We start from the raw sequence: 26,074 nt of genomic DNA on the forward strand, positions 1-26,074 counted from the left end.
CGGCCTGCGATCCAGCGAATCGAGGCAGCGCATCCGCGAATGTCGAATCGCGTGCCGATCAGAAGCGCCACGACCGAGAGGTCGACCGCCGGGGTTACGAGGGACGCGACGTAGGTTGGCATCCCGAGACGGATACCGAGCGTCGCCGCGTTCCCGAACGCGAACAGGAACGTCAGCCCGACCAGATATTCTCGGCCGCGGCCCTCGCGGCGGCCCGATCAGCATCAGCAAAGACCGAGGTGCAGACGTCACCGGTGAAGTGGACGGAGGCGTGGCCAAGGAGCTCGGAGACAATCTTGAGGTCGCAGGTGACGCGGTAGGGGATCGACGGCGGGACGGTCGGAGCCCGGAGGCTTCGGCCTGACTGTGCCCACGCATGGTCCGCCGCACAGAGCGGATGGCCTCTGATCTGGGTAAACAGTGCCGATACCGAGCATCTCGGCCTCTGGGACGTCAGCCCCGACGAGTCCCAGGCGGCGCTGGAAGCCGCCCGCCAGAAGGCTGATGGCTGATGGCTGAACAAGATGTCTCCCCGCTGCTCGATACGTGCCTACTCGTGCCCAGCAGGGCCTGCGACGTGCCGCTCGGTTCGTGCGCGTTGAGGAATAGCGGGCGCTGATTCCATACCAGACCGGAGCATCCCATCACCTAGATGGACATAAGGTCTCGAACGCCCATCGCCGAGCCGCTTGCTCTCCTACTCTTTGGCCGACGGGTCCTGACAGGAGGAGTCACCTTGCTGCTTCCCCCTCAACCGGCTGGCGGAACGCTCACGCACCGCTCGCACACCGGGGCGACCAACATCGGCAAGGCCGACATCAGCGGAGACGTCTACTGCGAAGTGAGTGGCCTCTATTATGCCATTCATCTGAGCAAGCAGGCGGTTGTCTGGATCGGCGGCATGGACAAGCTCTTCGATCAGTTCCTGAAAGCGGCCATGGAGGGGCTCGAGGAGCTCGCGCCGCTCTTCGAGGCGGTTAAGGCGTATATTGATGTCGAGGTGGAGTCGATCAAGGCGGTTTCGGACCAGGTGTCGGACGGAAGGGTCAAACTGGAGGGGTGGATTCCCGATCCTGCCGTGATGCCGGTGCCGGACGAGGGCTACGTCCCGCCGGGAGGATGGAACCCTCCGGACCCCGTGAACGGCCTGCGGTGGTGGACCGTGAACTCCATCAACCTCTACAAGAACCGTTGGACTTTCACTGCCACCAATTCGAATCCGGACGAGTCCGTGTCGTCGGTCTACTTCTCCACGGGGTATGACGGGAACTCCATGCACACCAACCCGGAGGATTTCAGGGGCACCTATGGATGGTCCTGCCTCAAGGACTACAAGCAGTTTGACAGTGGGCTGGATACCTGCACCTTCGTCCCCCGCACCGGGATGTGGTGGCTGTTCAACGACACCTACTGTGTGCGAACGGACGGTAACGAAACCTCGGTCACCTGGTCGCCGTCGAAATTGACGGATACCTGGAGGGGGCTCAGCCGGATCGACAGCGGAGAGTTCGGCGAGGAAGAGAAAGAGCAGTGGGCCAACGGCATCTCCTGTGCCACGGCCTTCGGCGACTCCTACCTGTTCATCGCGGGAAACCGGGTCGTCCTGCTCGATGCGAGCAGCGGAGATATGCTGCCCATGGGGCCCTGGGCCAGTCCTCTGGGTGTGACTGACATATGGCCGGCTCTCGCGGACCTGCCAGATGCCGGCATCATGGACGGCCAAGGGCCGAAAGCCGTGTACTGGGACGTCAGCGGCGACGTGACGATGGTGTTCTTGGTCTTCCATAGCACACTCTTCACCAATCGCTCCGACTACAGTGACCCGAGTGGTTTCATGTACAGCTACATAGCGTGCCCATCCGACACGGCGAGCTCGTACTACAGCTGGAACGCCATGTTTGACTACCTGAACGGCCCATGGCCGTACCCCAGGTGCGATTGACCGGCGTCGCCCCGGGGTGACGCCACCTCCGGCCGGCGCGGCGCGCAGGACGCCGGCTGTCGATCCATACTCGCCGACTGGCTCTCCGGAGTCACGCTGACGTCGGCGTCAAGCGGCTTCAGCCCGACGACGATCTCACGATCGTGGTCACTCGGCGGACCGGATCCTCCGGACCCGCCAGGCGTGCGGAACGTGTGTTCGACTCTCTGGATGATGTTGCCGGCTGAGCGATCACCGGGCATCGCCCCTGGTCGGAAGTCGCGTGGAGACCGGGCGGATGATGATCTCGGGACCCTGAACTAAGATCAAACGGTTCTTATTGTGGTGCGTTAGGTCCACCACGACAGCCTTACTCGAACCTTGGCCCGCCAGGGCAGTGCTCGGTGAGGCAGCCGAATTAGCAAGATCAGCAGAAGCGGCGTCGCCCTTCAGGGCGGTGCCGCTTTCTCCTGCCGGGGCATCGGGCGTTCCCCGGTGCGTCAGCGCATCATCGACGGCCTCACCCAGGCTCCAGGGCCTGTCCTTGGCCCGATCGTCCTGGGGCTGAGACCCGTCTGTGCGCCGTCCTCGGGCACGATGGTGTCATGACTGCCTATTGGATCAGTATCTACAAGGAGATCGTCGATGAGAGCAAGGTCGCGGCGTACGCCGAGCTGGCCGGCCCGGCGCTGCGTGCGGCCGGCGGCACCTTCGTAGCCCGGGGTCTTCCCGAGCAGACGTACGAGGCCGGGGAGAAGACCCGCACCGTGCTTATCGAGTTCGATTCGGTCGAGGCTGCCCGGACCGCACACGACAGCCCCGCCTACCAGAAGGCCCTGGCCGTCCTCGACGGCGGCGCCGTTCGTGACATGCGCATCGTGCCGGGCGTGTGACGAGTCGGGACGCTCTGGTCCGAGGGCCGGCGCAGCCGGGAGACGAAGACCGGCACCGTGGCCGCCGCCCGGGCCGGGGGCTGCTCCGGACACAGGTCGTCGATGAGCTGCTCGACCGAAACCACCCGGCGGTGCGACGCTGATGATGGTCAGCGCTGCTCAGACGTTTCGACAGTGCGAGGTGACCATGGAAAGTCTTGAGGACCGTCTTCAACGGCTCGAGGACCGCGATGCGATCCATCAATTATTCGTCGATTACGGCCGGCATCTTGATCAGGGCAACTGGGAGCGGTTGGCGGCCCTGTTCGCCGAGGACGGTGAGGTCCTCCTGGGACCGATGGGGCGGGCCAAGGGACCCGAGGCCATCCAGGAACTCATGGCCCGGACCCTCACGGCCGGGCTCGGCACCTCGTTCCACATCATTTCCAGCCCCGACGTGATCCTCGCCGGTGATACCGCGACGGCGGAGGTCATGTGGACGGTGGTGGAACGGCGCCCCGACGGCGGACTGGGGATATCTCTACTCGGGCGGCACCTGGACCGACTGTCCCGGACGCCCGAGGGCTGGCGCATCCAGCGTCGGAAGGGCGATCTCCACCTGGTCGCGAAGCCACCGGCAGCGGGGGCCGCCCCATCCTCGTCGAGCGGGCCATGAGCGGGCCGAAATCCCGCCCGCGGTAAGATCAGATCGCCGCGCCGGCGTCGCGGAGCAGCTCCAGCGCGGCGTCGAGCGCGCCAGCGATCGCCGGGTCGGCAACCTCGCCCGAGATCCGGGTGAGCCGGTCGACGTCGATGCGCACCCCGGCCAGTCCGCTGGAGAGGCCCTGCGTGTGTGTCACCGCTTGCCGAGACGGCTGGGTCCGCAGACGGGTAGGAAGAGTAACCATCCAGTCCGGGGTGGACCTTGCGGGCAGCCGCACGCAGAGTAACCTCCGTCCGCCCCCAGTGATCAAGCGGGAAGGCCCTCCGGGTACCCGGTCGGTACCCGGAGCGGTTCCACTTCTGGGCGATTTCGACCGATTTCCGGCGATCATTTCTCGCTTGAGAACCATTGTGAGACAGCGGTTTCAGCTATTTTCGATCTTCGTCCGCGGGGCAGGGTGCCACTTACCAGCAGGAGGCGGCAGTCAGGGGCCGGGCCAGCGTGGCTCGGTGTGGGCCCGGCCGGCGGATCAGCTGTCCGGCGGCGTCATCGGCGCCGACGGGACGTCGAAGTAGCCGATGATGTCGGCCCCGCGGATAGCCAGGTCGCGGTCGGTGAATCCGTCGAGCCGTTCGGCGTCGCGGGCCAGCACCGTCGCCCCGCCCTTGTCGACCAGCATCACGGAGATCCGGGTCGTGATCCCGGGATAGCCGGGGTAGCCCACGACGCCGCGCGGCCCGCGAAAGCAGAGCTGGTCGGAGACCGTGAGCACGTCCCCGGGGTAGTAGCGGCCGTTGCCCGGGTTGTGCCGGGGCGTCGAGTCGGTCGTGCCGGGATCGGCCCAGCCGGCGCCGACGAGTTCCTTGCCGGCCGGCACCGGTGCCGACAGCCGGCCGCCTACCTCCAACGACGGGTTCCAGGAGGCGTAGTAGGTGTAGGAGGCATCGGAGACCCGCACGCCGTACTGGTCGGAGCCCCGCTGGTCGACAACGGTCGCTGTCGTCTTGAGTGGCAGGTTGTAGCAGCCGTGTGGGCCAGCCGCGGTGGGCGGGGCCGGCGTGGCGGTCGGGGCGGTGCCGCCGCCGAACAGCAGCGCGCCCAGGCCGATGCCGGCGCCGAGACCCACCCCGAGCAGGCCGATCGCCGCGCCGATCAGCGTCCGGGTCGGTCGCGCCGGCCGCCCCTCTCCGGGCCGCCTCTCGCCGGGCTGCCTCTCGCCAGGTCGCCTCTCTCCGGGCTGCCTCTCGCCAGGCCACGCCGGGTCGGGCTCGGCCGGATCGGCGGGTGACGGGTCCGCGACGACCGTCGCCGGCGTCTCGTCCGGGCTCCGGCCGGTCTCGCGTTCGGGTGCGGTTCCCGTTTCGGCTCCGGCCGGCCCGGCTGCGGGCTCCGGTCCCAGCCCGGCCGTGCGCTGTAGCCGGTGCCAGGCGGCCAACCAGGCCGTGCGTCGGGCCGGGTCGAAGGCCTCGACGATGCGGGTCACCGAGTGTTCGGTGAGCCGACGGCGCCGGTTGCGCAGGTCGTTGATGGTGGTCTTGGACAGGCCGGTCCGTGACTCGACCGACCGGTCGTTGGACCGCCCCCACAGGCCGGTGATCGCTTCGTGCAGATCCTGGTAGCTGGAGACCCCGTCCGGGTCCTCCGGCGATGTTTCCCCCGTGTGCGACATCGCTTCCGTTCCTCGGTGGGCTGCGGACTTCCCCCAGCGTCGTCCGTCCGCTCAGTGACGTCGGCGATTCCTCCCGTTCCGGCTGTCCTGGAAGGACAGGACGGGACAACCGGTACTCATCATGCCGATGAACTGCGGCTCCGGGAACCGCTGTCCTGGTTACGGTCTTGCCCGGCCCGGCTGACCGGGGGGTGGTCGGGCCACACGACATCAAGGGCGCGGAGGGCGGCCACATGAGCGATCTGGACGACGTCGAGTTCGACGACGGGGTGACGGTCACCGACCCCGACCAGGACGCGCTGGGCTATGTGTACGAGACACACGACGACTACCTGCACGGCGAGGACCCGGCCGAGCTCGAGCCGGACCACGACGACGACGCCCACAACGACGACGCCCACAACGACGACGCGTACGACGACCACTTTGACGGCCTGGGCGATGAAGACTTCTGACGGTGACGCCAGCAGCCCGGGCGGCGGCCGATTCTTCGCAGACAACGCGGACCGGCTGGCCGGGCTGGACGACGCTGAGCCGGTGGCCCGCTGCCTGCGCCAGGCTCAGGAGCGGCTGGACCAGCCGATGCGGGTCGCTGTCGCAGGCCAGCTCAAACGCGGGAAGTCGACCCTGGTCAACGCGCTGCTCGGAGAGACGGTCGCGGCGACCGGCCAGCTCGAGCTGACCTTCAACGTGAATGAGCTGGTCTACTCGGACGAGCCGGCGGCCGTCGTTCGGTACCAGGACGGCCGCTCGGTCGAGGTCGACCCGGCCGACCTGCACCGGTGGACGGTGCGTGACCCGGAGCGGCTGGCCGATCTGAGGGCGATCCGGTCGGTCGAACTCGGGCTCCCGCACCGGCTGCTGCGGACCTTCCGCCTGGTCGACACGCCCGGCCTGGGCAGTGTCGACGGGGTCGACGCTGCGAACACCCACGACGCGCTGGGCACGTACGGAGACCCCGAGGCGCAGCGGCGGGCCGAGACGCTGGCCACGATCGGCCGGACCGAGGCCGGCATGCACGCCGACAGCGCGGCCGAGGTGAACCGGGCGGACGCCGTGCTTTTCCTGTTCGCGCGCAGCCCGCACGAACGGGACCTGCGGGTCGTCACCGAGTTCGTCGGGTCCGGTTCGGCGGCGACGGTCACTGCGCTCAAGGCGTTCGGCGTGCTGTCGCGGTGCGACGAGTACTGGCCACCGCAGCCGGACCTGCCGGGTGACCACAACCCGATGACCTACGACCCGATGGCGGCGGCCAGCCAGATCGCCGCCCGGCTGGGCCAGCGCTCGGCGCTGGCCCGGTTGTTCTTCGCGATCGTGCCGGTGGCCGGGCTGGTGGCCGAGGGGGCGCAGACCCTGCCGGCCGCATCGTTCGACGTGCTGGCCGACCTGGCCGCCGCTGACCCGAAAAGGCTGGCCCTGCGGCTCGGCGACACCGCGTTCTTCGCCACCCGCGAATCCCTGCCCGGCATCCGGGTGCCGGTGGAGCAGCGGCGGGACCTGATCCTGCGGCTCGGTGCCTGGGGGATCCACCGGGCCTGCGGCTACCTGCGGGACGGGCTGGGCGAGGCCGAGGTGCGGCAACGGCTGTTGGCCGACAGCGGCGTCGAGCGGCTGCGTTCCCTGATCGTCGACCATTTCGGTAACCGGGCAACCTTGATCAAGATGGACGGCGGCCTGCGGGACCTGGAGAACGCGATCGTGCGGCTGCGCCGCGAGGCGCGCCAGGCTGGGCGCCCGGTGCCGGCTGCGGTCGATGCCCTGGCCGGGCGAGTGGAGAACCTGCGATCCAACGACCACAGTTTCGCCGAGCTCTCGGTCCTGTCCGCGCTCTACGCCCAGGAACTGGATCTTTCGTCGGTCGAGCGCGACGAGCTGCTGCGGGTCACCGGCGAGTACGGGCAGGAGCCGACCGCCCGGCTGGGTCTGGACCCGGCCGCGTCTGCGGCCGACCAACTCGCTGCGGCCACGGCCCGGATCCGGTGGTGGGCGGGCCGCAGCGCCGATCCGTTGCTGGACCGGGAGACGGTCCGGGCGGCGCGGACCGTCCTGCGCAGCTACGAACGGCTGGCCCACGGCGCAGCCCGGCCGAGGTCCGATGGTGAGGTGGTGGTCGGGTGAGTACCCGTCGAGTGCTGTCACCGTGGCACGAGCTGCGGGACCTGCGGAGCCGGGCCGACGGGTTGGTGGCCGACCTGACTGCGGCCCGGGCCGAGTCGAAAGCCGGTGCCGCCGCCTACGCGGAGCTGGCCGCCGACCGCGACCGTCTGGCCGCCGACCGCGACCGCTTGGCCGCCGACCGCGACCGCCTGGCAGACCTGCTGGCCGCGATCGACGACGCCGGGCCGCCGGTCGTCGTCCACGACCTGATTGCCGTGGCCGACAACCTGGTCGACCTGACCGATGACGAGGCGATCGCCGACCCCGCGGCCGCGGCCGCGTTCGCCCGCTGGATCACCCAGCGGGTCGGCACCATGATCAGCCACTGCGAGGTGACCTGGGTCGCCGACGAGGGACCGTTTGATCCGGCCCGGCACGAGGCCGTCGCGTCCCGGCCGGCGCCGGATGCCGGACACCAGGGCCGCATCGCCGAGACCGTTCGACCCGGCTACCTGTGGCGCGACCAGATCGTCCGCCCCCAGCAGGTGGTCGTCTACGCCGCGCCTGAGGGGAACGAGCCCGCGTGACCGACAGCGATTTCGACCAGCTCCGGGACCGGGTGCTGGCCTTCTTCCCGGAACTGCTGGACGTGGTCGGCGGTGACCTGTCCGCGGCGGCCAGGGAGATGCTCACCGCTGGGCGGGACCGGCTGGCCGCCGGGCGTTACCGGGTCGTCGTCTGCGGCGAGTTCCGGCGGGGGAAGTCCAGCCTGCTCAATGCTCTGCTGGAGCGACCGCGACTGTTCCCGGTCGACGTCGACGTGACGACCTGTGCCGTGATGACCCTGGCCTGGGGGGAGCGGGAGTCCGCCGTCGCCTGGCTACGGGACGCGACCAAGCCGGACCGGCCTTCGCGGCGGGTTGACCTGACCTTGGCCGAGGTGCGGGAGTTCGTCACCGAGCAGGCGAACCCGGGCAACCAGCGGCAGGTCGAGCTGGTCGAGATCACGGCTCCGATCCCGTCCCTGGAGACCGGGCTGGTGCTGGTCGACACGCCCGGCATAGGCAGCATGAACGCCGAGCACACCGCCGCCACCTACGCGTTCCTCCCCAACGCCGACGCCATCCTGTTCGTGACCTCGGCCATGGCGCCGCTGTCCAGCCGGGAGCTCGACTTTCTGTCTGACGCACTGGAGCGGTCGCCGGTGGTCGTCGTTGCCGTGACCATGATCGACAAAGTGGTGTCGGCCACGGCGATCGTCGACGAGGCGCGTAGGCGGGTCGCGGGCCGGACCGGGCTCGACGCGGACGAGCTGCTGGTGGTCGCGCTGTCGTCGGCCCGCCGGCAGCAGGCCACCGCCGAGCCGGACGAGGAGCTGACGGCCGAGCTGGTCGCCGAGTCCGGCTTCCCCGAGCTGGAAGCCGAGCTCTGGGGCGGTCTGGCGGCGGGCTGTGGGGCGGCCCAGCTCGGCTGGGCCCTGGACGCCCTCGACAGCGCGCTGGCGCTGGGTGCGGCTCCGGTCGCCAACGAGCTGGCCGCGCTGGCTGCCGGTGGTGAGCCCAAGAAGATCGAGGCAGAGCTGGTCGCGGCGACCGAGCAGGCCCGGCGACTCCAGTCGGACACCGCCGGCTGGCGGGAGGAGCTCGCCCACGCGTTGCGCACCGAGTCCCGGCCGGTGCGCCGCCGGCTCGACGAGGACTTCGAGGCGATCCGGACCCAGATCCACGATGCGGTCAAGGCCGACGCCGACCCGGACGCGCTNGTCGGCAGCGTCAGCGCGACGATGGTCGACGCGGTGAACGCGGCCAACGGCGACCTGATGCGGCTGGCTGAGTATGTCTGCGCCGATTTCGCCACGCGGACGGCGCTGACCCTGACCGCGCCGGCGGCGTCCGGCAGCGGGTTCACGGCCCGGGTGTCGGCCCCGCACCTGACCGTGTCGGCCGGTTCGACCGGGCTGCGGAAGGCGTCGCGGGCCGTCCAGGCCGGGCGGATGTTCTACACCGGCGGCGCGGTGGGCGGAGCGCTTGTCGGCACGGCCGTGATGCCGGGCATCGGCACCGTCATCGGAGGAGCCCTCGGCGCGCTGTTCGGCCTGATCTCCGGCTCGGTCGCCGGCTACCGGGAGACCGTGCAGGCCGACGATGAGCGGGCGGCGCAGGAGCGGCGTTCCCAGCTCCGGTCTCACCTCGACCAGACCGTCCGGACCAACCGCGAGCGGGCCCTGCGCACGTTCGACGAGGCCCTGACCGACATCACCCATGTGGTCCGCCAGGAGCTCAACCAGCAGGTCACGCTCGCCCGGGAGTCGCTGAACCAGTCGGTCGGGCGGCTACGCGAGAACAAGAAGCGGTCCGAACGCGACCTGGTCCGGCGACAGGCCGAACTCGAGCAACGCCAAGCCGGCTACGAGACGCTCCGGGCCCGGCTGGACGGCCTGCGCGCGGCGGCCGGACACCTGCGCCGACCGTCGCGGCCGGCGCCAACGGACGACAAGAACACGGCGCACGACGGGGGATGAGCTGTGGCACTGGTGTACGGGATCGACTTCGGGATGTCGACTTCGGCGATCATGGTTGGTCGGCCGGGCGGCGATGTGGTGACCATCCAGGACCCGGCCGACCGCAGCCGCGTCTCCATGCCGACGGCGGTCTTCCTTGGCCCGGACGGCACGATAGCGGTCGGCGAGCGGGCCCGGCGGATGCGCCACACCCGTATCGAGGCCTACCGGGACGGGTTCAAGGGCGACATCGCGGACCGCACGCCGAAGCGGCTCGGCGACCAGGAGCTGACCAACGTCGAGCTGGTCAGCGAGGTGCTGCGGCATCTGCGTCACCTGGCCGCGGAGAAGGTACCGGGCAAGGTGAAGCGGGTCTGCATCACCGTGCCGGTGTCGTGGGAGCACCAGCGGCGGCGGCTGATGTTGGACGCGGCGGGCGCGGCCGGCTTCGACCCCGCCGTCCTGCGACTGGTTCCCGAGCCGGTGGCCGGGGCCGAGCACGCCTTCGGTACCGACGACTTCAGCGGGCCGGGAAGGATCCTCGTCTACGACTTCGGCGGTGGGACGTTCGACTGCGCGGTCGTCGAGCAGCAGGCGGACGGCACCCGGGAGGCGCTGGGGACCAGGGGCCTCGACGTCGGCGGGAGCGACATCGACCGTGACCTGCTCGCCCACCTCGCCGTCACCTACCCGCCGATCAAGGAGCTCCTCGCGTCGGACGCGTTGGATGTCCTACGGCAACGGCTCGACCTGCGGGACCGGGCCGAACGGCTGAAGCGGGAGCTGTCCACCCGGAAGTCGGTCACGGAACTGGTCGGGCAGACAAAGCCGCCGACCATGGTTGAGCTGACGCGCTACCGCGTGGACGAAATCGCCGGCCGGTACGTCCGGGAGACGATCGACACCTGCGAGGGCCTGCTGGCCGACCTGGGTCTGGGCTGGCGCGACGTCGACGCGGTAGCGCCGGTCGGCGGCAGTTCGATGAGCCCGCTGGTCGGGCGGGAACTGGCCCGACGGTCCGGGCGCCGGGTGCTCAAGGTCGACGAGCCCGACCTGGCGGTGGTGCGGGGCGCGACGTTGACCGCCCGTCGGATGATCGCTCCCAAGCCTGTGATCACGTCCAAGCCGGGCGCGGCCAGCGCCGACGCGGCCCCGTCGGCGACCACTGGTCCGGCGGTCAAGCCGACGCCGCCGGAGCCGTTCCGGGCCGGAACCCACGAGCGGCCGAAGATCTCCACCCCGCCGGTGTCCCGGCCGAAACCCCCCTCCCCGTCGGTACCCAGTTCCCCGTCGGTACCCGGTTCCCCGTCAGGTTCGTCGTCCTTCGACCGCCTCAAGACCGTCCTCGGCTTTGTCGTGGGTGCTGTGCTCGCCGTGGTGGCGCTGACCATCCTCGGCGGTCTGATCGGCGTCACGCCGCCCGGCGCGCTGTACGTCATCGCGGCAATCGGAGTCGGGACCTTCTTCGGCGAGAACTTCGGCCGACGCGGCTGACGGTGAGCTTCATGCCCGCTACGTGAAGACGAGAGCGGGCCGATCGCCCGTATCGCGTCGCCTGCTTCCACCGGCGTCCCCCCACCCTGCCNGCGCGTCTCGAACCGGGGCAAAAACGACTTCGCCAGCTCCCACAGATCACTCGGGACCAGCCGGCCGGCGAGGCTGCTCGCCAACACATCCATGATCGAATCTATATCCGGAGGTCCACGCAAGACACGCTCTTACCCCAGGATTGGTGTGTCGACCCGTGGCGCGGCGGCGCTGTTCGCGATGCAGAACGCCCTGCTCTGAATGGGAACCACCCGAGAGTCGACCCGGCTATGTCGTCGACCCGACTGCGGCGTCGGTGAGAAATGGCCGGCGCTGGATTTGCGGCGGGAGTACGGTTGCCGCATTCCGCCGCGTGGACTGTGGTCTGTCACCCGGGTTTGACCGGTGGCCGGGCACCGCGATGACGCCATCGGTAGGGGAGGCCCCTGATGACTCGTGAGCGGGCACCATCGGTGCCGCGGACCGCGACCGCTGGGCGGCCTCGTCCAGCCCTGGCGCGTGTCCACGCGCGGCGCTCCTTCACCCTCGACCAGGCCGCGGCCACCGACCTGGCCGTGGCGACACCGTCGTCCGGCAACGCGTTGGACGAGGCAACCCGACGTCGAATGGAAGCGGGCTTCGCTACGGATCTCAGCGGCGTGCGGGTGCACACTGACGCCGCGGCCGCGCGAACGGCGAGCGCGCTCGGCGCGGCCGCCTTCACCCACGGCGAGCAGATTTCCTTCGCCGCCGGTCGCTACGTTCCGGGAACCGTGGCGGGCGACCACCTGATCGCGCACGAGCTCGCCCACGTCGTTCAGCAACGGCTCGGCGGGCCGGCGCCGGCGCTGGACGCCGCCGCGTCTCACGAGACGGCGGCGGATCTCCAGGCCGACCGGGTCAGCAAGGGCCAGGCGGCCAGCCATCCGGCCGACCGGGCCCAGGGAACAGCCCGTGGGGTCGCGCTCGCGCCCGGCGGCCCGAGCGGTCCGACTGGTGGCCTTCCGCCCCTCACTCCTGACGAGCTGATGGACACCATGCTCGCGCAGCGCGGATTCGGCACCAGCACGACGGGGCCGGTGTCGATCGATCCGAACCTGGTCGGCAAGCCGACGGGCTATGGCTATCGGACCTATGCGGCGATCCAGATTGTCGACGCCAGGGGAAACCAGGTCGCCGTCGGCCTTGGTGCCTACACGAGCAGGTCGACGCCGCACGGCGAGCAGGGCGCGATCGGGGCGCTCAGGGGCAGCGTCAAGCCCGGCGCCCAGACAGCGGGCGGGACCATGATGGTCGCCGTCGACCAGGTTCCCTGTCCTGAGTGCGACACAGCGCTGACGAAGGCGGCCCACGAGTTCGGGGTCGAACGCCTGGAAATCTACGTTCCCGCACGCGAGTCGATGACGGTGCCGGGCACCACGGCCAGCCCGAAGACATCCTCCACCAGCGCGTTCCAGGGCAATCGGCCGGCGACCTCCGCGCGGCTCGTGCGCGGTGTGACCCTGGGCCCGACCCCCGCGGCGGGCTCTCCCGCCGTCGGCGAACCGTCGGCCGCCCCCTCGGCGGCCGAGTCCGGCCCCGCGCCCGAGCCCAGTCCGGCAACGAAATCCGGTCCCGCGGCCAGGCCCGCGGCCAAGCCCGTGGCCGAGCCGGCGCCCGCCGCCGCTCCGAAGTCGGCGGCCCTCGAACCCACACCCACACCCACACCCACACCCACGCCGAAACCGGCGGTGGCCCCGGAGCCCGCGCTCGCCCCCGAAGCCTCGCCCACGCCGACGCCCAAGAGAGGCGGCGGCGGCATCGGCGGCCTTGTCGGCGGCGTGCTGAGTATTGCGCTTCCCATCGTCGGGTGGGCACACGGCCGCGCCGTCGAAAAGCGGATCAAGGACCAGGCGGCCAAGGAGGGCTACGTGCCGTTCGACAGCCCGAGCGGACACGGAATCCTCTACGACCTCGGAGCGTGGTTCCTCGACCCGGGCAATTCGGCCGACAAGGCGGTCGGCCTTGATGGCCGGTTCAACTTCGGTGTCTGGCGCAAGAAGATCCGCGACGTCGCCGCCGCAAAGAAGCCGGGCGAGACGCTGACGATGCGGTGGGACGTCGGCCGTTGTGAACGCGACATACTCGGCAACCAGAAGATTGATCAACGAGATGTCGTCTACCGCAAGCAGGCGGACGGCCGGTGGGAGGTCGAGTCGGGCAGTGCGGCCGGAACACCCGACCTCAACGACCTCGTCTCGACCGACGTCCCTGACAGCGTGATTCGGTCAATCATCATGGCGGACCCCTGTCTGGCCTGACCAGTCGGGCCGCCGTCCGGTCAACGGCCCGGCTCAGTGACCGGTATCGGCGCGGGGGGTGCTTCGGCCGAGGTGGGATGTGCCTGAAAATCGGTGGCCGGCGGCGCGTGGACGGATACGATCGATTCGTTGGCGGCCATGTCCACGGTCGAATTCCACGGGTGGACCGCGCGTGGCGCGGAATGCCCCGAGTATCTTTGTTTCCGGCGTCACCGCGCGCATTCTGAAGGGGGTGTTCGTTGAGTACTTCACCAATTTTTGGAACTATTTACCGAAGTGACCCTCGTCGTGCCGGAAAACAGGGGTTGTGACGGGATGAATCACCTCGTCGGCAGGGACCGTGAACTGGCGGTTCTGGCCGCCCTGCTTGCCGAGACACGAACAGGTCGGCTGGGTCTGGTCGTTATCGACGGCGATGCCGGCATCGGTAAGACCGCCCTGGCACGCCGGTTCGTCGCGGGCCTGAGCGAGGAGGTCACGCTGCTGGCGGGCGCTGACGAGGCCGAGAGATCGGTCCCCTTCGGCGTCATCGAGCAGTTCGTCGCCGGGATACCGCCCGAGCGCGTGCCGCCGTCTCTCGCGGGGCTCGCTGGCCTGTCCCGCGGCGCGGAGTCGTTCCAGGCTTCGGCCAGGGTCGGTGCCGCGCTTGCCGCCGCGCTCGCGGACGGTGGGGCCGCGCTCGCGAACGGTGGCGCTGCCGATCGGGTGTTGGTCCTTGTCGTTGATGACGTCGCGTGGGCCGACGTCGCGTCGCAGCGGGCGCTGGCTTTCGCGTTACGCCGCCTGCGGCGCGAGAAGGTCCTGTGTCTGTTGACAATGCGGAGTGGTCAGAGCGCCGCGCTCGCCGACGGACTGCGTCGGGTGCTGGTGGACAGCGCTGTCTGGTTGCGTCTGTCCGGACTGCCCGCGGTGGATCTTGGTCACCTCTGTCGGGCTGTTCGGGCGGTTCCGCTGTCGGCGCGCGCGGCCGAGCGGCTGCAGGAGGCCACGGTCGGCAACCCGCTGCACGCCCGGGCGTTGCTCGAGGAGTTGCCAGAGGACGTGCTGCGCGCCGACGACGACGGACCGCTACCGGCGCCCCGATCATTCGGGCTGGTGGTGCTCGCGCGCCTTACCTCCTGCCCCGAGCCGACGCGGCGGCTCGTCGTCGCCGCTTCCGTGTTGGGACAGGTCTGCTCGTTGGCCGCGGCGCTCAGGCTCGCCGAGATCGACGACGTCAGCGGGGACGGCGCCGATGGCCTGGCCGCGCTCGAACCGGCGGTCGCCTCCGGGCTGCTCGCCGAACGCCACGGCCCGCTCGGCCGACGTATCGCCTTCGCGCACCCACTGATCCGAGCGGCTGTCTACCATGACCTCGGTCCCATCCGTCGCTGTGCCCTGCACCGCGGCGCCGCCGACATTGTTGACGATCCGCGTGACACGCTTCGGCACCGGGTGGCCGCGTCGCCGCTGACCGACGACGCTCTCGCTGGTGACCTGGTGGAGGCCGCTGGGCAGGAAGCCTCCCGAGGGCGGTGGGCGGCCGTCGGCGATCTGCTCCTTGATGCCGCTCGCCTCACGTCTCATCGCCCAACCCGAGAGAGACGCTTCGTCGACGCGCTTGACGCCACGCTCCACGCTGGAGACGCCGCGCGCGCGGTGGCCCAGCTCGAGGACACGGAACCGCTCGCCGACGGCGCCCGATACCACTATCTCCACGGGCGGCTCGCGCTGGTTCGCGGCGACTACGTCGCCGGTGAGGCGAGGCTCCTGCGGGCCTGGGCGGAACTGACCGCGCCTCGAGCCGGGTCCCGGCCCCAGGTCCGATCCCGCTCCTTACCCCAGGCCGAGTCCTCGGACGCCACCGACGTCCGGACCGCGACCGCACGCGACCCCGCCATGGCGAGCGCGGTCTGCGAGGCGTTACTGATCGTCGGTCTGAGCTACGGATCATTCCGGTCGGGCGCGTCGTGGGCCCGCCGGGCCTTGCTCGCTCGACAGTTGGCCGGCGGGTCCAGCGGCGGCCAGCCCAGCAGCCTTCCCTATCTGGCGTTGACCGCCTACCTGTGGTCGGGACGCCTCGCGGACGCGCGGGCCGTTGCCGAGTCCGTCGAACGCGACGCTGCGGCTGGCGAACATCAACGGGAGTTGGCGCTGCTGGTCCGGGGGGTGTACAAGGCGTCCACCGACGAGATGGCCCAGGCCCGGACGATTCTGCGGGCCGCGGCGGAGGCGCACAACGGTGATGACCCGGCGGCGCCGGTCGGACTGGTGGCACTGGCGCATCTGGCCCTGGTCGAGTTCTGCCTGGGTGACTGGGATGACGCGCTTGCGCACGCCGAGACCGCCGCGGCGGCGGCCGTCGAGACCGGCCAGGCGTGGCTGGCGTTGTGGTGCCTGCTCGCCATGATCCAACCGCTCGCGGCGCGCGACCCCGAGGCGGCCGGCGTGCATGTGGCTCGAGTCGAGCACCTGCGTGTCGCGCTGACCGGCGGCCGTGCCGAGGAGTTTGTGCGCATCGCGCGAGCCCGCGTCGCGCATGCCCTCGGCGCGCACACTCGTGTTGTCGACGAGCTGGAATGGTTCGTCGCGCATCCGGCGGACGACCCGGTCCAACCCGTCAGTCTTCCCTGGAGGGTGTTCTACGCCGAGTCGCTGGCCTGTGTCGGTCGCATCGACGAGGCCGAGAAGATACTCGCCCCCCTCGAGCGGTCGGTCTCCCAACGGGGCATGAGCCTGACCGGGTTCGCCGCGGCGCGGGCGCGGGTCGCGATCGAATGGGCGAGTGGGCGGGCCGGAGCCGCCATGGGGGCATACGAACGCGCGGTGGCGACGACTCTCAGCGTGCGCCTGCCGTTCGACCGGGCACTACTCGATCTCACCCATGGTCGTTTTCTGAGCCGGGCGCGTCGGCTCGGCGAGGCGGCACAGGTCCTCGCCTCCGCCCGGGACATTTTCGCCTCGCTGCGCGCCACGCCGTACCTGACCTCCTGCGAGACCGCGCTGGCCGCGTGCATGGACGCCATGCTTCGGGTCAGGTCACCAACCCCAACCCCAACCTCCACACCAACGCCGGTCCTCATGCTGCCGGGCCGGGTGCGTGGTCTGACCCGGCGGGAGTCGGACGTGGCGCGCCTGGCCGGCGACGGGTTGTCGAACCAGAAGATCGCGGACGAACTGGTACTGAGCGTTCGCACGGTCGAATACCACCTGGGAAATGTCTACGCCAAGCTGGGCCTGCGTTCGCGCGCGCAACTGGCGGCTGTCCTGAATTCCCGGTAGCCAGCCGGTGTCTGTACCCGTGGTCCATAACCGCGTGAGCCGGTGGTATCACCGTGGCGACTGGTTCCCTGACGTACTAGCCTCCGTCCGACCGCGGTCTGCCTCCGGCGGAAGGAAGCCGTCATGCGGGTCGTTATCAACCTCTACCGCGACTCCGATGGAGGGGTTCGGGGCGACGTGCGCTCGGACGACGACCCTGCCTCGAGCACGTTCGTGGGTTGGCTTCATCTTTTTGGCCTTCTTGAACGCGTGGCTCCGGATCCACCGCCATCCTCCGCGACAGCGGACACCGGAGGGTATCCAGGTGTTTCGCCCTTGCCTGGCACCAGGTGCCCGTATCCGGTATCGCCGGTTCCTGTGGTACCTGGCTCCCGGTGGTACCGGGTTCCCCGTGGTCGGTACCCAGGTAGTTTCCCCGGGGCGTTCGCGTCAGGCTGGTCCTATTATTCAGGACAACGCTTGTGGAGTCCGGCGCCTGGAAGGATCGTCACGTGCCGATCACACCTACGTATCCCGGCGTCTACGTCCAGGAGATACCGGGCGGCGTCCACACCATCACCGGTGTCGCCACCTCGATCACCGCGTTTGTCGGTCCGGTTGGAAAAGGGCCGACCGACCAGGCGGTCGCCGTTACGAGCTATGCGGACTTCGTGCGCCAGTACGGCGATCTTGACGTTCGATACCCCCTGGGGTACGCCGTCAGAGATTTCTACGCCAACGGTGGCTCCCGAGCCGTCATCGTCCGGGTCTTCAAGACCGAGGAAACCACCGCTCGACTTCGCTTCGGCGCGCTCGTACTTGCCGCCAAAAGCGCCGGATCGTGGGCCAACGCCCTGCTTGCGCGGGTCGAGACCGATCCGGCCGCGACCAACGGCGACGCCCAGGCAATCGATCCGGGCCTGCGGGCGGAGGACCTTTTCACCCTCCGTATCAAGCTTGGCCCCGACGGAGCCGTCGAAACCTATCCTCGGGTCACGACCAAGCCGGTGGCGGACGAGGAGCGGCGGAAGGCCCACCAGCTCGACGAGGTTCTCAAGGGCTCGGACTATGTCCGTGTGGCGAGCGCGCTCGATGGTGCCCGCCCGCCCGACTCGGCATCGCCCGCTGGTCAGGACCCCTGGGCAACCCCGCCAGCGACCAGCGTCGCCGCCGCGGACACCGGGCGCGACGGCACCGGCGTGGCCCACCTTCCCCTGGCCGCTCCGGCTCCGGCTGGCGGCGGTGCTCCATCTGGCGGCGGTGCTCCGGCCGGCGGCGGTGCTCCGGCCGGCGGTGCTCCGGCCGGCGGTGCGCCAGCCCAGGCAAAGCCACCCGTGGTGCTGTGGGCGGCCTCGCCCGGCGCCTGGGGCAACGACCTGCATGTCCGGTTCGACCAGGACGGTGTGCCCGCCGCCCGCGCGGCCGCGGCCGAGAGGCTGCGGGTCGGCAACGCGGACAAGCTGTTCAACCTCGGCGTCTGGGTCGGTGATCCGACGGACCGCCCGGCCGACGAGACGTTTCTCAACATCACGTTCGCCGACAGCCCACGCCGCGTCGACCGGGTGCTGAAATCCGAGTCGAGCCTGGTGCGGGTGGCTCCGACGCCGAGCACGACCGAGGCGGCGTCGCCGCCGCTCGGCGTGACGCTGGAGGTTCCGGCCGGCTCGGGCGACGGCCGCGGCTCCGACGGCGCGCTGTTGGATCTCGCGGCCTACACGGGCAGCCCGCCCGCGAGGACCGGGTTTCACCTGCTGGACGATGTCGATCTTTTCAACATCGTCTGCGTCTACGGCGACAGCCGCGAGGAATCGGTACGCGCCGAGGTGTACGTAGCGGTCCTCACCTACCTCAGGGAGCAGCGCCGGCGCGCATTCGTGATTGTCGACCCCCCGCATGCGTGGGCGCGTAACACCCTGCTGGCCAACCCCGGCACGAGCTTCAGTGATCTTGGAATAACGGGTGTGGACGCCAGGAACGCCGCCGTGTTCTACCCGCGCATCCTCGCGCCCGACCCGTTGCGCGACGGCCAGGTCGACGCCTTTCCCCCCAGCGGCGCCATCGCGGGCCTGTTCGCCAGGACCGACGCCGAGCGCGGTGTCTGGAAGGCCCCCGCGGGGGTGAACGCGTCGATCGCCGGTGTCAGCGGCCTGACGGACCTGCTCACCGACGAGGAGAACGGCGCGCTCAACCAACTCGGCATCAACTGCCTGCGTTCCTTCCCCGTCTACGGTCCGGTGTCCTGGGGCGCGCGCACGCTGCGCGGCGCGGACCTCGTGGGCGACGAGTACAAGTACATTCCCGTGCGGCGGCTGGCGCTCTTCGTGGAAGAAAGCCTCTACCGCGGGCTGAAGTGGGTGGTGTTCGAGCCGAACGACGCCCCGCTGTGGGCGCAGATCCNGCTCAACGTCGGCGTTTTCCTGCAGGACCTTTTCCAGAAGGGTGCCTTTGCGGGATCGACCCCCAAGGATGCCTACTTCGTCCGGTGCGACGCGACGACGACCACAGCGAACGACCAGAACCTCGGCATCGTGAACGTGATCGTCGGTATCGCGCCGGTGAAGCCGGCCGAGTTCGTGATTGTTCAGCTTCAGCAGATGGCCGGTCAGCTCGCGACCTGACAGCACCGATGACGACCGACTGACGGCCGTGCCGGCACCGCCGACCACGATGCCCCTGTCGGCGGTGCCGGCCACAGCGGCATCGCCGGCGACGAGGGGCGGCGGCACGGCACACGGCCTACGACGATGCGGCGGAGGACATGGCCCAGTTCACAGTGAACGCCCAACGCTACGACCCGTACAAGAACTTCAAGTTCCGCGTGAAGTGGGACGGCCGGTACGTCGCCGGGGTGAGCAAGGTCGGTGCCCTCAAGCGCACGACCGAGGTCGTCAAACACCGCGAGGGCGGCGACCCCTCGACCAGCAGGAAGTCACCGGGCCGCACGGAATTCGAGGCCATCACGCTCGAACGCGGGGTCACCCATGATCTTGAGTTCGAGAACTGGGCGAACAAGGTGTGGAACTTCGGCGGCGGGGCGGGCGCCGAGACGTCACTGGCGGATTTTCGCAAGGACATCCTGCTGGACATCTTCAACGAGGCCGGCCAGCTCGTGCTGTCCTACCGGATCTTTCGATGCTGGGTGTCGGAGTACCAGCCCCTTCCCGACTTCGACGCGAACACCAACGCGGTGGCGATCGCCCACCTCAAGCTTGAGAACGAGGGTTTCGAACGTGACATTTCGGTGGTCGAGCCGGCCGAGGTGACGCTGTAGCGCGGTTCGGGTGGACCTGGGTGCCACGCGGGCACTGGTCCGGGCGGCCGGGTGGTCCCGGCCACGGCGGCAGGGGAGGTGGAACGAACAGATGCGCACTCCGTCAGCGCGGGTGCTGCTCGACGTGTGGGAGCACGGCATTGTCCTGCGGCCGGCCGAACGGGCGCTGCTTCTGCTCGCCGTCGCCGTCCCCGACGCCTCGGTAGCCGACCTCAGCGGCTTGTCGTTGGGCGACCGCAACCGGGTCCTGTTCACCGCGCGTCGCCACCTGTTCGGCGCCACCCTCGACGCCGTGGCGACCTGCCCCGACTGCGGCGAGGACCTCGACGTCCAGTGGGCGATTCCCGACGCGATCACGACCGCCGCCGCCGCCAGCCGCGCCGCTGGCGCCGACCGGCTCAGCGCCGAGATCGACGGATTCGTCGTCGAGTTCCGGCTCCCGACAGTGGCTGACCTGTCCGCGACGCCTCCCGGCGAGGCGAGCGGGCCCGCGTCGTCGCAGCGAGCACTGCTGCACCGATGCATCCTCGCGGCCAGTCAGCACACAACGGCGGTCGAGGCCGAGGCTCTCCCGCCGTCCGTCCTCGACGCGGTGGTCAGAACCATGGAGGCGGCCGACCCGGACGGGCTGGTGGAGATTTCGATCGAGTGCCCGGCGTGCCACGCGGTCGCGGACCTTCCCCTCGACCCAGCGGCGTTCCTGTGGGCCGACCTCGACGAATGGGCTCGGCGTGCCTTGCGTGAGGTCGCGGACCTGGCCTTCGCGTACGGCTGGTCGCAGGACGAGGTACTCGCCATGTCGGCGCGGCGGCGCGCGACCTACCTGGAACTGGTGCCCCGATGACGGGCGGGCCGGGCCCGGCCGCCAGCGGCGCGGGCGACGGGAGCAGGGCGGCGCGCCCGCGCTCGGCGGGTGGCTATCTTGCCGCCGCGGCGAACGCGGCGCGGGGCACTGGCGGGTTGCGTCCCCGCCCGCGGGCTCGCTTCGAGCCGCCTCCGGGGTCTGCCGCGCCGGCAGGCTCGGCAGGCTGGGAGGCAGCCGGGCCGGCTGATGCGGCCTGGGGCGCTGGCGAGCCGCCCGCGGGGCGGTGGACGCTCGAGACCGACGCGCCGCGCGGTCTGGGCGTCCGCGTTGACGCGGTCTTCGCGGATTTCCTCGACACGGCCAGCCAAGGGACGCCCCGGCGTGGCACACCAAGCGGAACCGGGCGAGACCTGGCGGCGATGATCGACGACGGTATCCATGCGGACGGCGGGGCCGAAGCCGACGGTTCGCGCGCGCCCCTGTCACCGGTGCCACCATTCGCGAGTCCGGCGGCCGAGCGGTTGGTGGCGGACCGGCGCGACAGTCCCTCGCCGGTCGGTGCCCCGGAGGGGACCTCGGCCGGTGAGGCGGACCGGCCGCGCGGGCGAGCGACCGCCCGCCCGGCGCGTCGCGGGGCGTCCGGCGTGCTCGGTGTCTCCGGCGTGCTCGGTGTCTCCGGCGAGATAGGCGCGGGATCGTCGACCAGGCCAGACGGCCGGTGGCCTGGCCACGAGGCATCCGCCGCCGATCCCCGGCCCGGCACGCGACCCGTGCCATCCACGCTGTCGGCCCTGCCTGGCCCTGCCCTGCCTGGCCCTGCTCTGCCCGGCCCTGCTCTGCCCGGCACGGCTCTGCCGAGCGGCTCGTCCGGTTCGTCTGGCCCGGTCGTGCGGGTCGAGATCGGCCGGATCGAGGTGCGGGCGGTCGCCCCGACGAGAGCGGGACCAGCCGGTGCCGCGGCGGCTCCCCCGGCGGCTCCCCGCGGTGTGATGAGCCTGGACGAGTACCTCGCGGCCCGACGGCGGCGAGGCCGATGAGCAACCCGCTGGCGGTCGCCGCGGTCACGCAGACACTGAAGGTCCTGCTCAGCCGCGCCACCCCGAACGTGACCACCCTGCCGCTGGACAAGGCCCGGCCCAGCGGTGACGGCGACCAACTCAACATCTTCCTGTACCAGACGGTTCTGTCCGCCGCCTGGCGCAACGCCGACCCGGTCGGAGCGCGGCCGGGCGAGCGGTCGTCTCCGCCCCTGGCTCTGTGCCTGCACTACCTCGTCACGGCCTACGGCGGGAACGAGGCCGACGCCCACGTGGTCCTCGGCCGGGCGATGAGCATCCTGCACGATCACACGACCCTCAGTGCCGCCCAGATCCGTGACGCCACGACGACGGACCTGCCCGACAGCGACCTTCACCGCCAGGCGGAGGGGGTTCGGATCACGCCCCTGGTGCTGTCGACGGACGACCTGTTCAAGCTGTGGAGCGGATTCCAGACCGCCTATCGGGTGTCCGCCGCGTACGAGGTGTCCGTCGTTCTCATCGACAGTTCCCGGCCACCATCATCGCCACCGCCGGTGCTCACCCGCGGCGAGGCTGATCGCGGACCGGTCGCGGTGGCCGGCGCCGCGCCGGTCCTGGCGTCGGCGACCCCGGACGGGCTGACGCCGGTGGTGAGCGCCGGCAGCACGGTCCGGCTTCGCGGCACCGGCCTGGCCACGGACGCGGCCACGGCGGCGCGCTTCACCAGCGCCCGCCTTCCCACCCCGATCGATCTTCCGCTCGACGCCGTCATCGGCGGGTCGGGCGAGCGCACGGTGGGCATCCCGGCCGACCCGGCGGCGCTGACGGGCTGGGTACCGGGCCAGTACACCGTCGCTGTCGTCAGCACCGTCGCGGGCGTCGGCACCTGGCTGAGCAACGAGGTGCCGATCGCGATCGGATCAACGATCACGATGGCTCCGCTCCACGCCGTCCCGGGGACGGTCAACCTGACGATCACCTGCCTGCCACGGCCCCGGCCGGAGCAACGCCTGTTGGTGATTTTCGGGAATCGCCAGATACCGATCGCGGCCGACGCGGTCGTCCAGCCCGCGGACCCCGCCCTGCCGAGCACGATCACGGTGGCTGTCGCCGGGGTGACGGCCGGGACCTACGTCGTGCGCCTGCGGGTCGACGGGGCCGACAGCGACCCGACAACGCTCGCCGGCAGGCCACCGGTAGCCGTCTTCGCGGACGCGGCCACGGTCGTGGTCGCATGATCACTATCCCGGGAGTTGGTTCCTCGGATGGTGGCTCGGTCGCCGTCGAGGACTGGCAGGAGACCAATGACCGGTTGGTCGCCGAGGCCGTAGCGACCCTGCGCGCGTGCCTGTCGAGGGCGGCGCGGCGGGTCGAGGCCGCCAGGGTCGAGGTCGCCAGGGACGAGGTCGCCAGGGACCAGACCGGTACCGCCCAGGCCGTCCCCCAGCCGCCGCCACGGTCACGACGACGTTGGTGGTGGCCCCTCGCGTTCGGGCGGTCGCGGTCCGGCGATACCGCTGTGGCCGGCCCCGCCGACAGGGGCAGCGTGGCCGCCGCTTGCGCCGTCACGACCTCGCCGACCGGTGTCCCGGTCGCGTCTGCGCTGCTTCCGACGCCACCGGCGCTGGCGGCAATCGCCCGGGCCTTCGGGTTGTCCGTGTTCGAGCGGGACGTTCTTCTGCTCTGCGCCGCGGTCGAGATCGACACTCGTCTGCCCGCCCTGTGCGCCGCCGCGTCCGGCCAGCCCGCCGTCACCTTCGCGCTCGCGATGAGCCTGCTGGACGCGCCGAGCTGGGACGTCCTGTCGCCGGNCAGGCCGCTGCTCTACTGGGGGCTGGTCGAACCGGACCGTTCGGCCGGATGCGGGCTTGTGGTCAGCCCGCTGCGGGCCGACCAGCGGATCGTCAACGCGATACGCGGGCTGGACCATCTCGACGAGCGGCTGTTGCCCGTCGTCGAGGTGGTCACGCCGGTCGCGGTGCCGCTACCGGCCTCGCAGGACGCGGTCGCCGCCGCCGCGGTCGAGTCCCTGTCGCGAGCCGGCAGCCCGGCGGCCGATGTCTCACGGCCCCTCCCCGTCGTCGCGGACGGCCGTCCTGGTCACGAATCTTCCGCGCCGATCCAGCTCGTCGGGCGAGACGCCGACACCCGCGAGCTGGTGGCCTCGCGCATCGCCGATGGTCTTGGCCGGGTGCTGTACCGGATGAAGGGCGACGCCGTGCCCACATCGGCCACCGAGCGTGACGCGATCGCCCGGGTGTGGCGGCGCGAGACCGTTCTGTCCCCGGTCGCGCTGTACATCGACGTCTCCGACGAGGAACGGCCTGACGCCGCCGGCGCCACGGCCCCGGCGGGCGACGCCGTGGCGGCGCTCGCGCGACGAGCCGGCGGAGTCGTTGTCATCGGCTCGCGCGACGCCGTGCCCGGGCTTCCCGCCGCAGCGGCGACCCTGGAGATCCCGCGCCCGACCCGCCGCGAACAGCGGGAGGCGTGGACGCGGGCGCTCGGCCTCGACGCGCGCGTGGACCCGCCCACGGTCGACGTCGGCACCCTGGTCGAGCAGTTCGACCTGGAGACGTCGGCGATCGGTGACATCGTCGTGACGACCACGGTATCGACCACGGTATCGACCGCGAGCGGCCCGGCCGATACCGCCGCCGGTGGGGACCTCACGGCACGGCTGTGGGACGCCTGCCGCGCCCGAACACGTCCCCGCATGGAGAACCTGGCCCAGCGGGTCGCGGCGGTGGCCACCTGGGATCGCCTCGTCCTGCCCGAGGCGCAGACCGCGCTGCTGCGCCAGGTCGCCGCGCAGGTCGGCAGGCGTTCGGTGGTGTACGGCGACTGGGGTTTCGGCGACCGGATGAACCGCGGCCTGGGCATCAGCGCGCTGTTCTCCGGCGAGAGCGGCACGGGAAAGAGCATGGCCGCCGAGGTACTGGCCAACGAACTGCGGCTCGACCTGTACCGCATCGATCTGTCGAGCGTGGTCAGTAAGTACATCGGGGAGACGGAGAAGAACCTGCGCCGCCTGTTCGACGCGGCCGAGACCGGCGGCGCGCTGCTGTTCTTTGACGAGGCCGACGCCCTGTTCGGCAAGCGAAGCGAGGTCAGGGACGCCCACGATCGTTACGCCAACATAGAGGTCAACTACCTGTTGCAGCGGATGGAGGCGTACGCGGGTCTGGCGGTTCTGGCGACGAACATGAAAAGCGCCATCGACCAGGCTTTCATGCGCCGGCTGCGGTTCGTCGTCACCTTTCCCTTTCCGGGCCGGCTCGAGCGCACGCGCATGTGGGAACGCGCGTTTCCGGACTCCACTCCGGTGGGGCCACTTGACGTCGATCGACTCGCCGGGCTGAGCCTCACCGGCGCCGGAATCGCCAATGTCGCCATCAACGCGGCGTTCCTGGCCGCGGCGGCTGGCCGGCCGGTGGGCATGCGCGACGTGCTCGACGCAACCCGTGACGAGCTGCGCAAGCTGGATCTGCCCTTTGCGGAGGCCGACTTGAGGTTGGAGGTGCCGGCGTGACCATGGAGATAGTGATCGATCGCGTCGTCCTGGATGGAATCGCGCTCGGTCCTGCCGGCCGCGAGCGGTTGCGCCTGGCGCTCACCGCCGAGCTGACCAGGTCGTTGGAGACGTTGCTGGCATCGGCGGATGGCGCCATGGGCGGCGCCCTTGATGGCGCGTCGGCCGCCGCGCTGGTCACCGCCGCGGTACCCCCTGTCGTTCAGGAGGTCGTCGGGCGTCCCGGGGCGGTCACAGCCAGAGCCGCGACCACGGCCACAGCCGCGCTGCCCGCGCCGTCGAGCCCTGCCCGCGGGCGCCGCTCGTCTGGACCACCCCGTGCGTCCGGTCAGCCGGGAGGCCGGCCATGACCATCTCACCTCGTCTGCTCAAGGGTGGACTGATCACCATGGACCCGGGGTCTGGGGCCATCCAGCGCGTGATCTCGCTGCAGTACAACCCAGATACGCTCACCCGCACGCTCACGGCCAAGGCGACAGGCGGGGGGAGCGGGACAGGCGGCGCGTCGGGCGAACGTTCGCAGGCACTGCGCCTGACGGGCCCAGCCGTGGAGACGTACACGGTGGAGGCGGAGCTCGACCTCGCCGACCAGTTGGAGCATTCCGGCAGCAACCGCGACGCGACGACGCTCGGCCTGCATCCCCAGCTCGCCGCGTT

General features: G+C 70.5%; 17 protein-coding genes and 4 pseudogenes. 19 read left to right on the forward strand and 2 right to left on the reverse strand.

The features are described 5' to 3' along the window. The first annotated feature begins 736 nt into the window (after positions 1 to 736). From UK82_RS07550 to UK82_RS07560, 3 genes are all read left to right on the forward strand, one after another. Positions 737 to 1,942 (forward strand): hypothetical protein, encoded by a 1,206-nt coding sequence (locus tag UK82_RS07550; protein ID WP_055406712.1) that lies wholly within the window; start codon positions 737 to 739, stop codon positions 1,940 to 1,942. A 584-nt stretch (positions 1,943 to 2,526) separates the two neighbouring features. After that, positions 2,527 to 2,814: a DUF1330 domain-containing protein gene (locus tag UK82_RS07555; RefSeq protein ID WP_044887718.1), complete on the forward strand. Its 288-nt coding sequence runs from the start codon at positions 2,527 to 2,529 to the stop codon at positions 2,812 to 2,814. Positions 2,815 to 3,001: 187 nt separating this feature from the next. Continuing rightward, a complete protein-coding gene (locus UK82_RS07560; protein WP_044887735.1) occupies positions 3,002 to 3,469 on the forward strand; it encodes a nuclear transport factor 2 family protein in 468 nt (155 codons plus the stop codon). 28 nt (positions 3,470 to 3,497) lie between these two features. On the opposite strand, the gene UK82_RS33555 is transcribed toward UK82_RS07560, so the two are convergent. Next, on the reverse strand, positions 3,498 to 3,653 hold the full coding sequence (locus UK82_RS33555; RefSeq protein WP_157866983.1) for a hypothetical protein: 156 nt from the start codon (positions 3,651 to 3,653) through the stop codon (positions 3,498 to 3,500). Between the two features lie 333 nt (positions 3,654 to 3,986). Then, complete coding sequence (locus tag UK82_RS07565; protein ID WP_055406713.1) at positions 3,987 to 5,126, reverse strand: hypothetical protein; 1,140 nt, start codon at positions 5,124 to 5,126, stop codon at positions 3,987 to 3,989. A gap of 233 nt (positions 5,127 to 5,359) precedes the next feature. Between UK82_RS07565 and UK82_RS32505 the strand changes: the two genes are divergently transcribed. From UK82_RS32505 to UK82_RS32515, 16 genes and pseudogenes are all read left to right on the forward strand, one after another. Then, on the forward strand, positions 5,360 to 5,581 hold the full coding sequence (locus UK82_RS32505; RefSeq protein WP_152989826.1) for a hypothetical protein: 222 nt from the start codon (positions 5,360 to 5,362) through the stop codon (positions 5,579 to 5,581). Then, a complete protein-coding gene (locus UK82_RS07575; protein WP_044887721.1) occupies positions 5,568 to 7,244 on the forward strand; it encodes a dynamin family protein in 1,677 nt (558 codons plus the stop codon). The genes UK82_RS32505 and UK82_RS07575 overlap by 14 nt, the downstream gene beginning before the upstream one ends. After that, a complete protein-coding gene (grpE, locus tag UK82_RS07580; protein ID WP_082122221.1) occupies positions 7,241 to 7,810 on the forward strand; it encodes a nucleotide exchange factor GrpE in 570 nt (189 codons plus the stop codon). The genes UK82_RS07575 and grpE overlap by 4 nt, the downstream gene beginning before the upstream one ends. Before the next feature lie 98 nt (positions 7,811 to 7,908). Then, on the forward strand, positions 7,909 to 8,984 hold a 1,076-nt coding region (locus UK82_RS42430), incomplete at its 3' end, for a dynamin family protein (RefSeq protein ID WP_396230481.1). Between the two features lie 763 nt (positions 8,985 to 9,747). Continuing rightward, positions 9,748 to 11,217 carry an Hsp70 family protein gene (locus UK82_RS07590; RefSeq protein WP_055406716.1) on the forward strand — a complete coding sequence of 490 codons (1,470 nt, stop codon included), beginning with the start codon at positions 9,748 to 9,750 and terminating at the stop codon, positions 11,215 to 11,217. Positions 11,218 to 11,699: 482 nt separating this feature from the next. Further along, positions 11,700 to 12,068: pseudogene (locus UK82_RS41380) on the forward strand (DUF4157 domain-containing protein); the annotation flags it as partial. A 210-nt stretch (positions 12,069 to 12,278) separates the two neighbouring features. Then, positions 12,279 to 13,550, forward strand: coding sequence for a hypothetical protein (locus UK82_RS33970; RefSeq protein WP_173667247.1), 1,272 nt, complete (start codon positions 12,279 to 12,281; stop codon positions 13,548 to 13,550). Positions 13,551 to 13,865: 315 nt separating this feature from the next. Continuing rightward, entirely contained in the window at positions 13,866 to 16,811 is a 2,946-nt protein-coding gene (locus tag UK82_RS07600) for a LuxR family transcriptional regulator (RefSeq protein ID WP_055406718.1), read from the forward strand. A 1,619-nt stretch (positions 16,812 to 18,430) separates the two neighbouring features. Further along, on the forward strand, positions 18,431 to 19,187 hold a 757-nt coding region (locus UK82_RS42435; protein WP_396230482.1), incomplete at its 3' end, for a phage tail sheath family protein. A 1-nt stretch (position 19,188) separates the two neighbouring features. Beyond that, a pseudogene (locus UK82_RS42440) lies at positions 19,189 to 19,408 on the forward strand (phage tail sheath family protein); the annotation flags it as partial. Between the two features lie 140 nt (positions 19,409 to 19,548). Then, positions 19,549 to 20,061 carry a phage tail protein gene (locus UK82_RS07610; protein WP_055406720.1) on the forward strand — a complete coding sequence of 171 codons (513 nt, stop codon included), beginning with the start codon at positions 19,549 to 19,551 and terminating at the stop codon, positions 20,059 to 20,061. Positions 20,062 to 20,152: 91 nt separating this feature from the next. Then, a complete protein-coding gene (locus UK82_RS07615; RefSeq protein ID WP_063897447.1) occupies positions 20,153 to 20,905 on the forward strand; it encodes a hypothetical protein in 753 nt (250 codons plus the stop codon). Between the two features lie 994 nt (positions 20,906 to 21,899). After that, the gene (locus tag UK82_RS07625; protein ID WP_055406723.1) at positions 21,900 to 23,123 is read left to right on the forward strand and encodes a DUF4255 domain-containing protein; all 1,224 of its coding nucleotides are present in this window, start codon (positions 21,900 to 21,902) and stop codon (positions 23,121 to 23,123) included. Continuing rightward, positions 23,120 to 23,696, forward strand: a pseudogene (locus tag UK82_RS42445) (ATP-binding protein); the annotation flags it as partial. The gene UK82_RS07625 and the pseudogene UK82_RS42445, both read left to right, overlap by 4 nt. A 1-nt stretch (position 23,697) precedes the next feature. After that, positions 23,698 to 25,417: pseudogene (locus UK82_RS42450) on the forward strand (ATP-binding protein); the annotation flags it as partial. After that, positions 25,414 to 25,767, forward strand: coding sequence for a hypothetical protein (locus UK82_RS32515; protein ID WP_152989827.1), 354 nt, complete (start codon positions 25,414 to 25,416; stop codon positions 25,765 to 25,767). The pseudogene UK82_RS42450 and the gene UK82_RS32515, both read left to right, overlap by 4 nt. Positions 25,768 to 26,074: the final 307 nt, after the last annotated feature.

The organism is Frankia sp. ACN1ag (genome assembly GCF_001414035.1).
In the GTDB taxonomy this organism is placed as follows: domain Bacteria; phylum Actinomycetota; class Actinomycetes; order Frankiales; family Frankiaceae; genus Frankia; species Frankia torreyi.

Bases quoted from the DNA above. Each gene is read 5' to 3' on its own strand.
- UK82_RS07555 (WP_044887718.1), top strand. From the start codon at position 2,527: ATGACTGCCTATTGGATCAGTATCTACAAGGAGATCGTCGATGAGAGC.
- UK82_RS07560 (WP_044887735.1), top strand. From the start codon at position 3,002: ATGGAAAGTCTTGAGGACCGTCTTCAACGGCTCGAGGACCGCGATGCG.
- UK82_RS07565 (WP_055406713.1), bottom strand. From the start codon at position 5,126: ATGTCGCACACGGGGGAAACATCGCCGGAGGACCCGGACGGGGTCTCC.
- UK82_RS32505 (WP_152989826.1), top strand. From the start codon at position 5,360: ATGAGCGATCTGGACGACGTCGAGTTCGACGACGGGGTGACGGTCACC.
- UK82_RS07575 (WP_044887721.1), top strand. From the start codon at position 5,568: ATGAAGACTTCTGACGGTGACGCCAGCAGCCCGGGCGGCGGCCGATTC.
- UK82_RS33970 (WP_173667247.1), top strand. From the start codon at position 12,279: ATGGACACCATGCTCGCGCAGCGCGGATTCGGCACCAGCACGACGGGG.
- UK82_RS07600 (WP_055406718.1), top strand. From the start codon at position 13,866: ATGAATCACCTCGTCGGCAGGGACCGTGAACTGGCGGTTCTGGCCGCC.
- UK82_RS07610 (WP_055406720.1), top strand. From the start codon at position 19,549: ATGGCCCAGTTCACAGTGAACGCCCAACGCTACGACCCGTACAAGAAC.
- UK82_RS07615 (WP_063897447.1), top strand. From the start codon at position 20,153: ATGCGCACTCCGTCAGCGCGGGTGCTGCTCGACGTGTGGGAGCACGGC.
- UK82_RS07625 (WP_055406723.1), top strand. From the start codon at position 21,900: ATGAGCAACCCGCTGGCGGTCGCCGCGGTCACGCAGACACTGAAGGTC.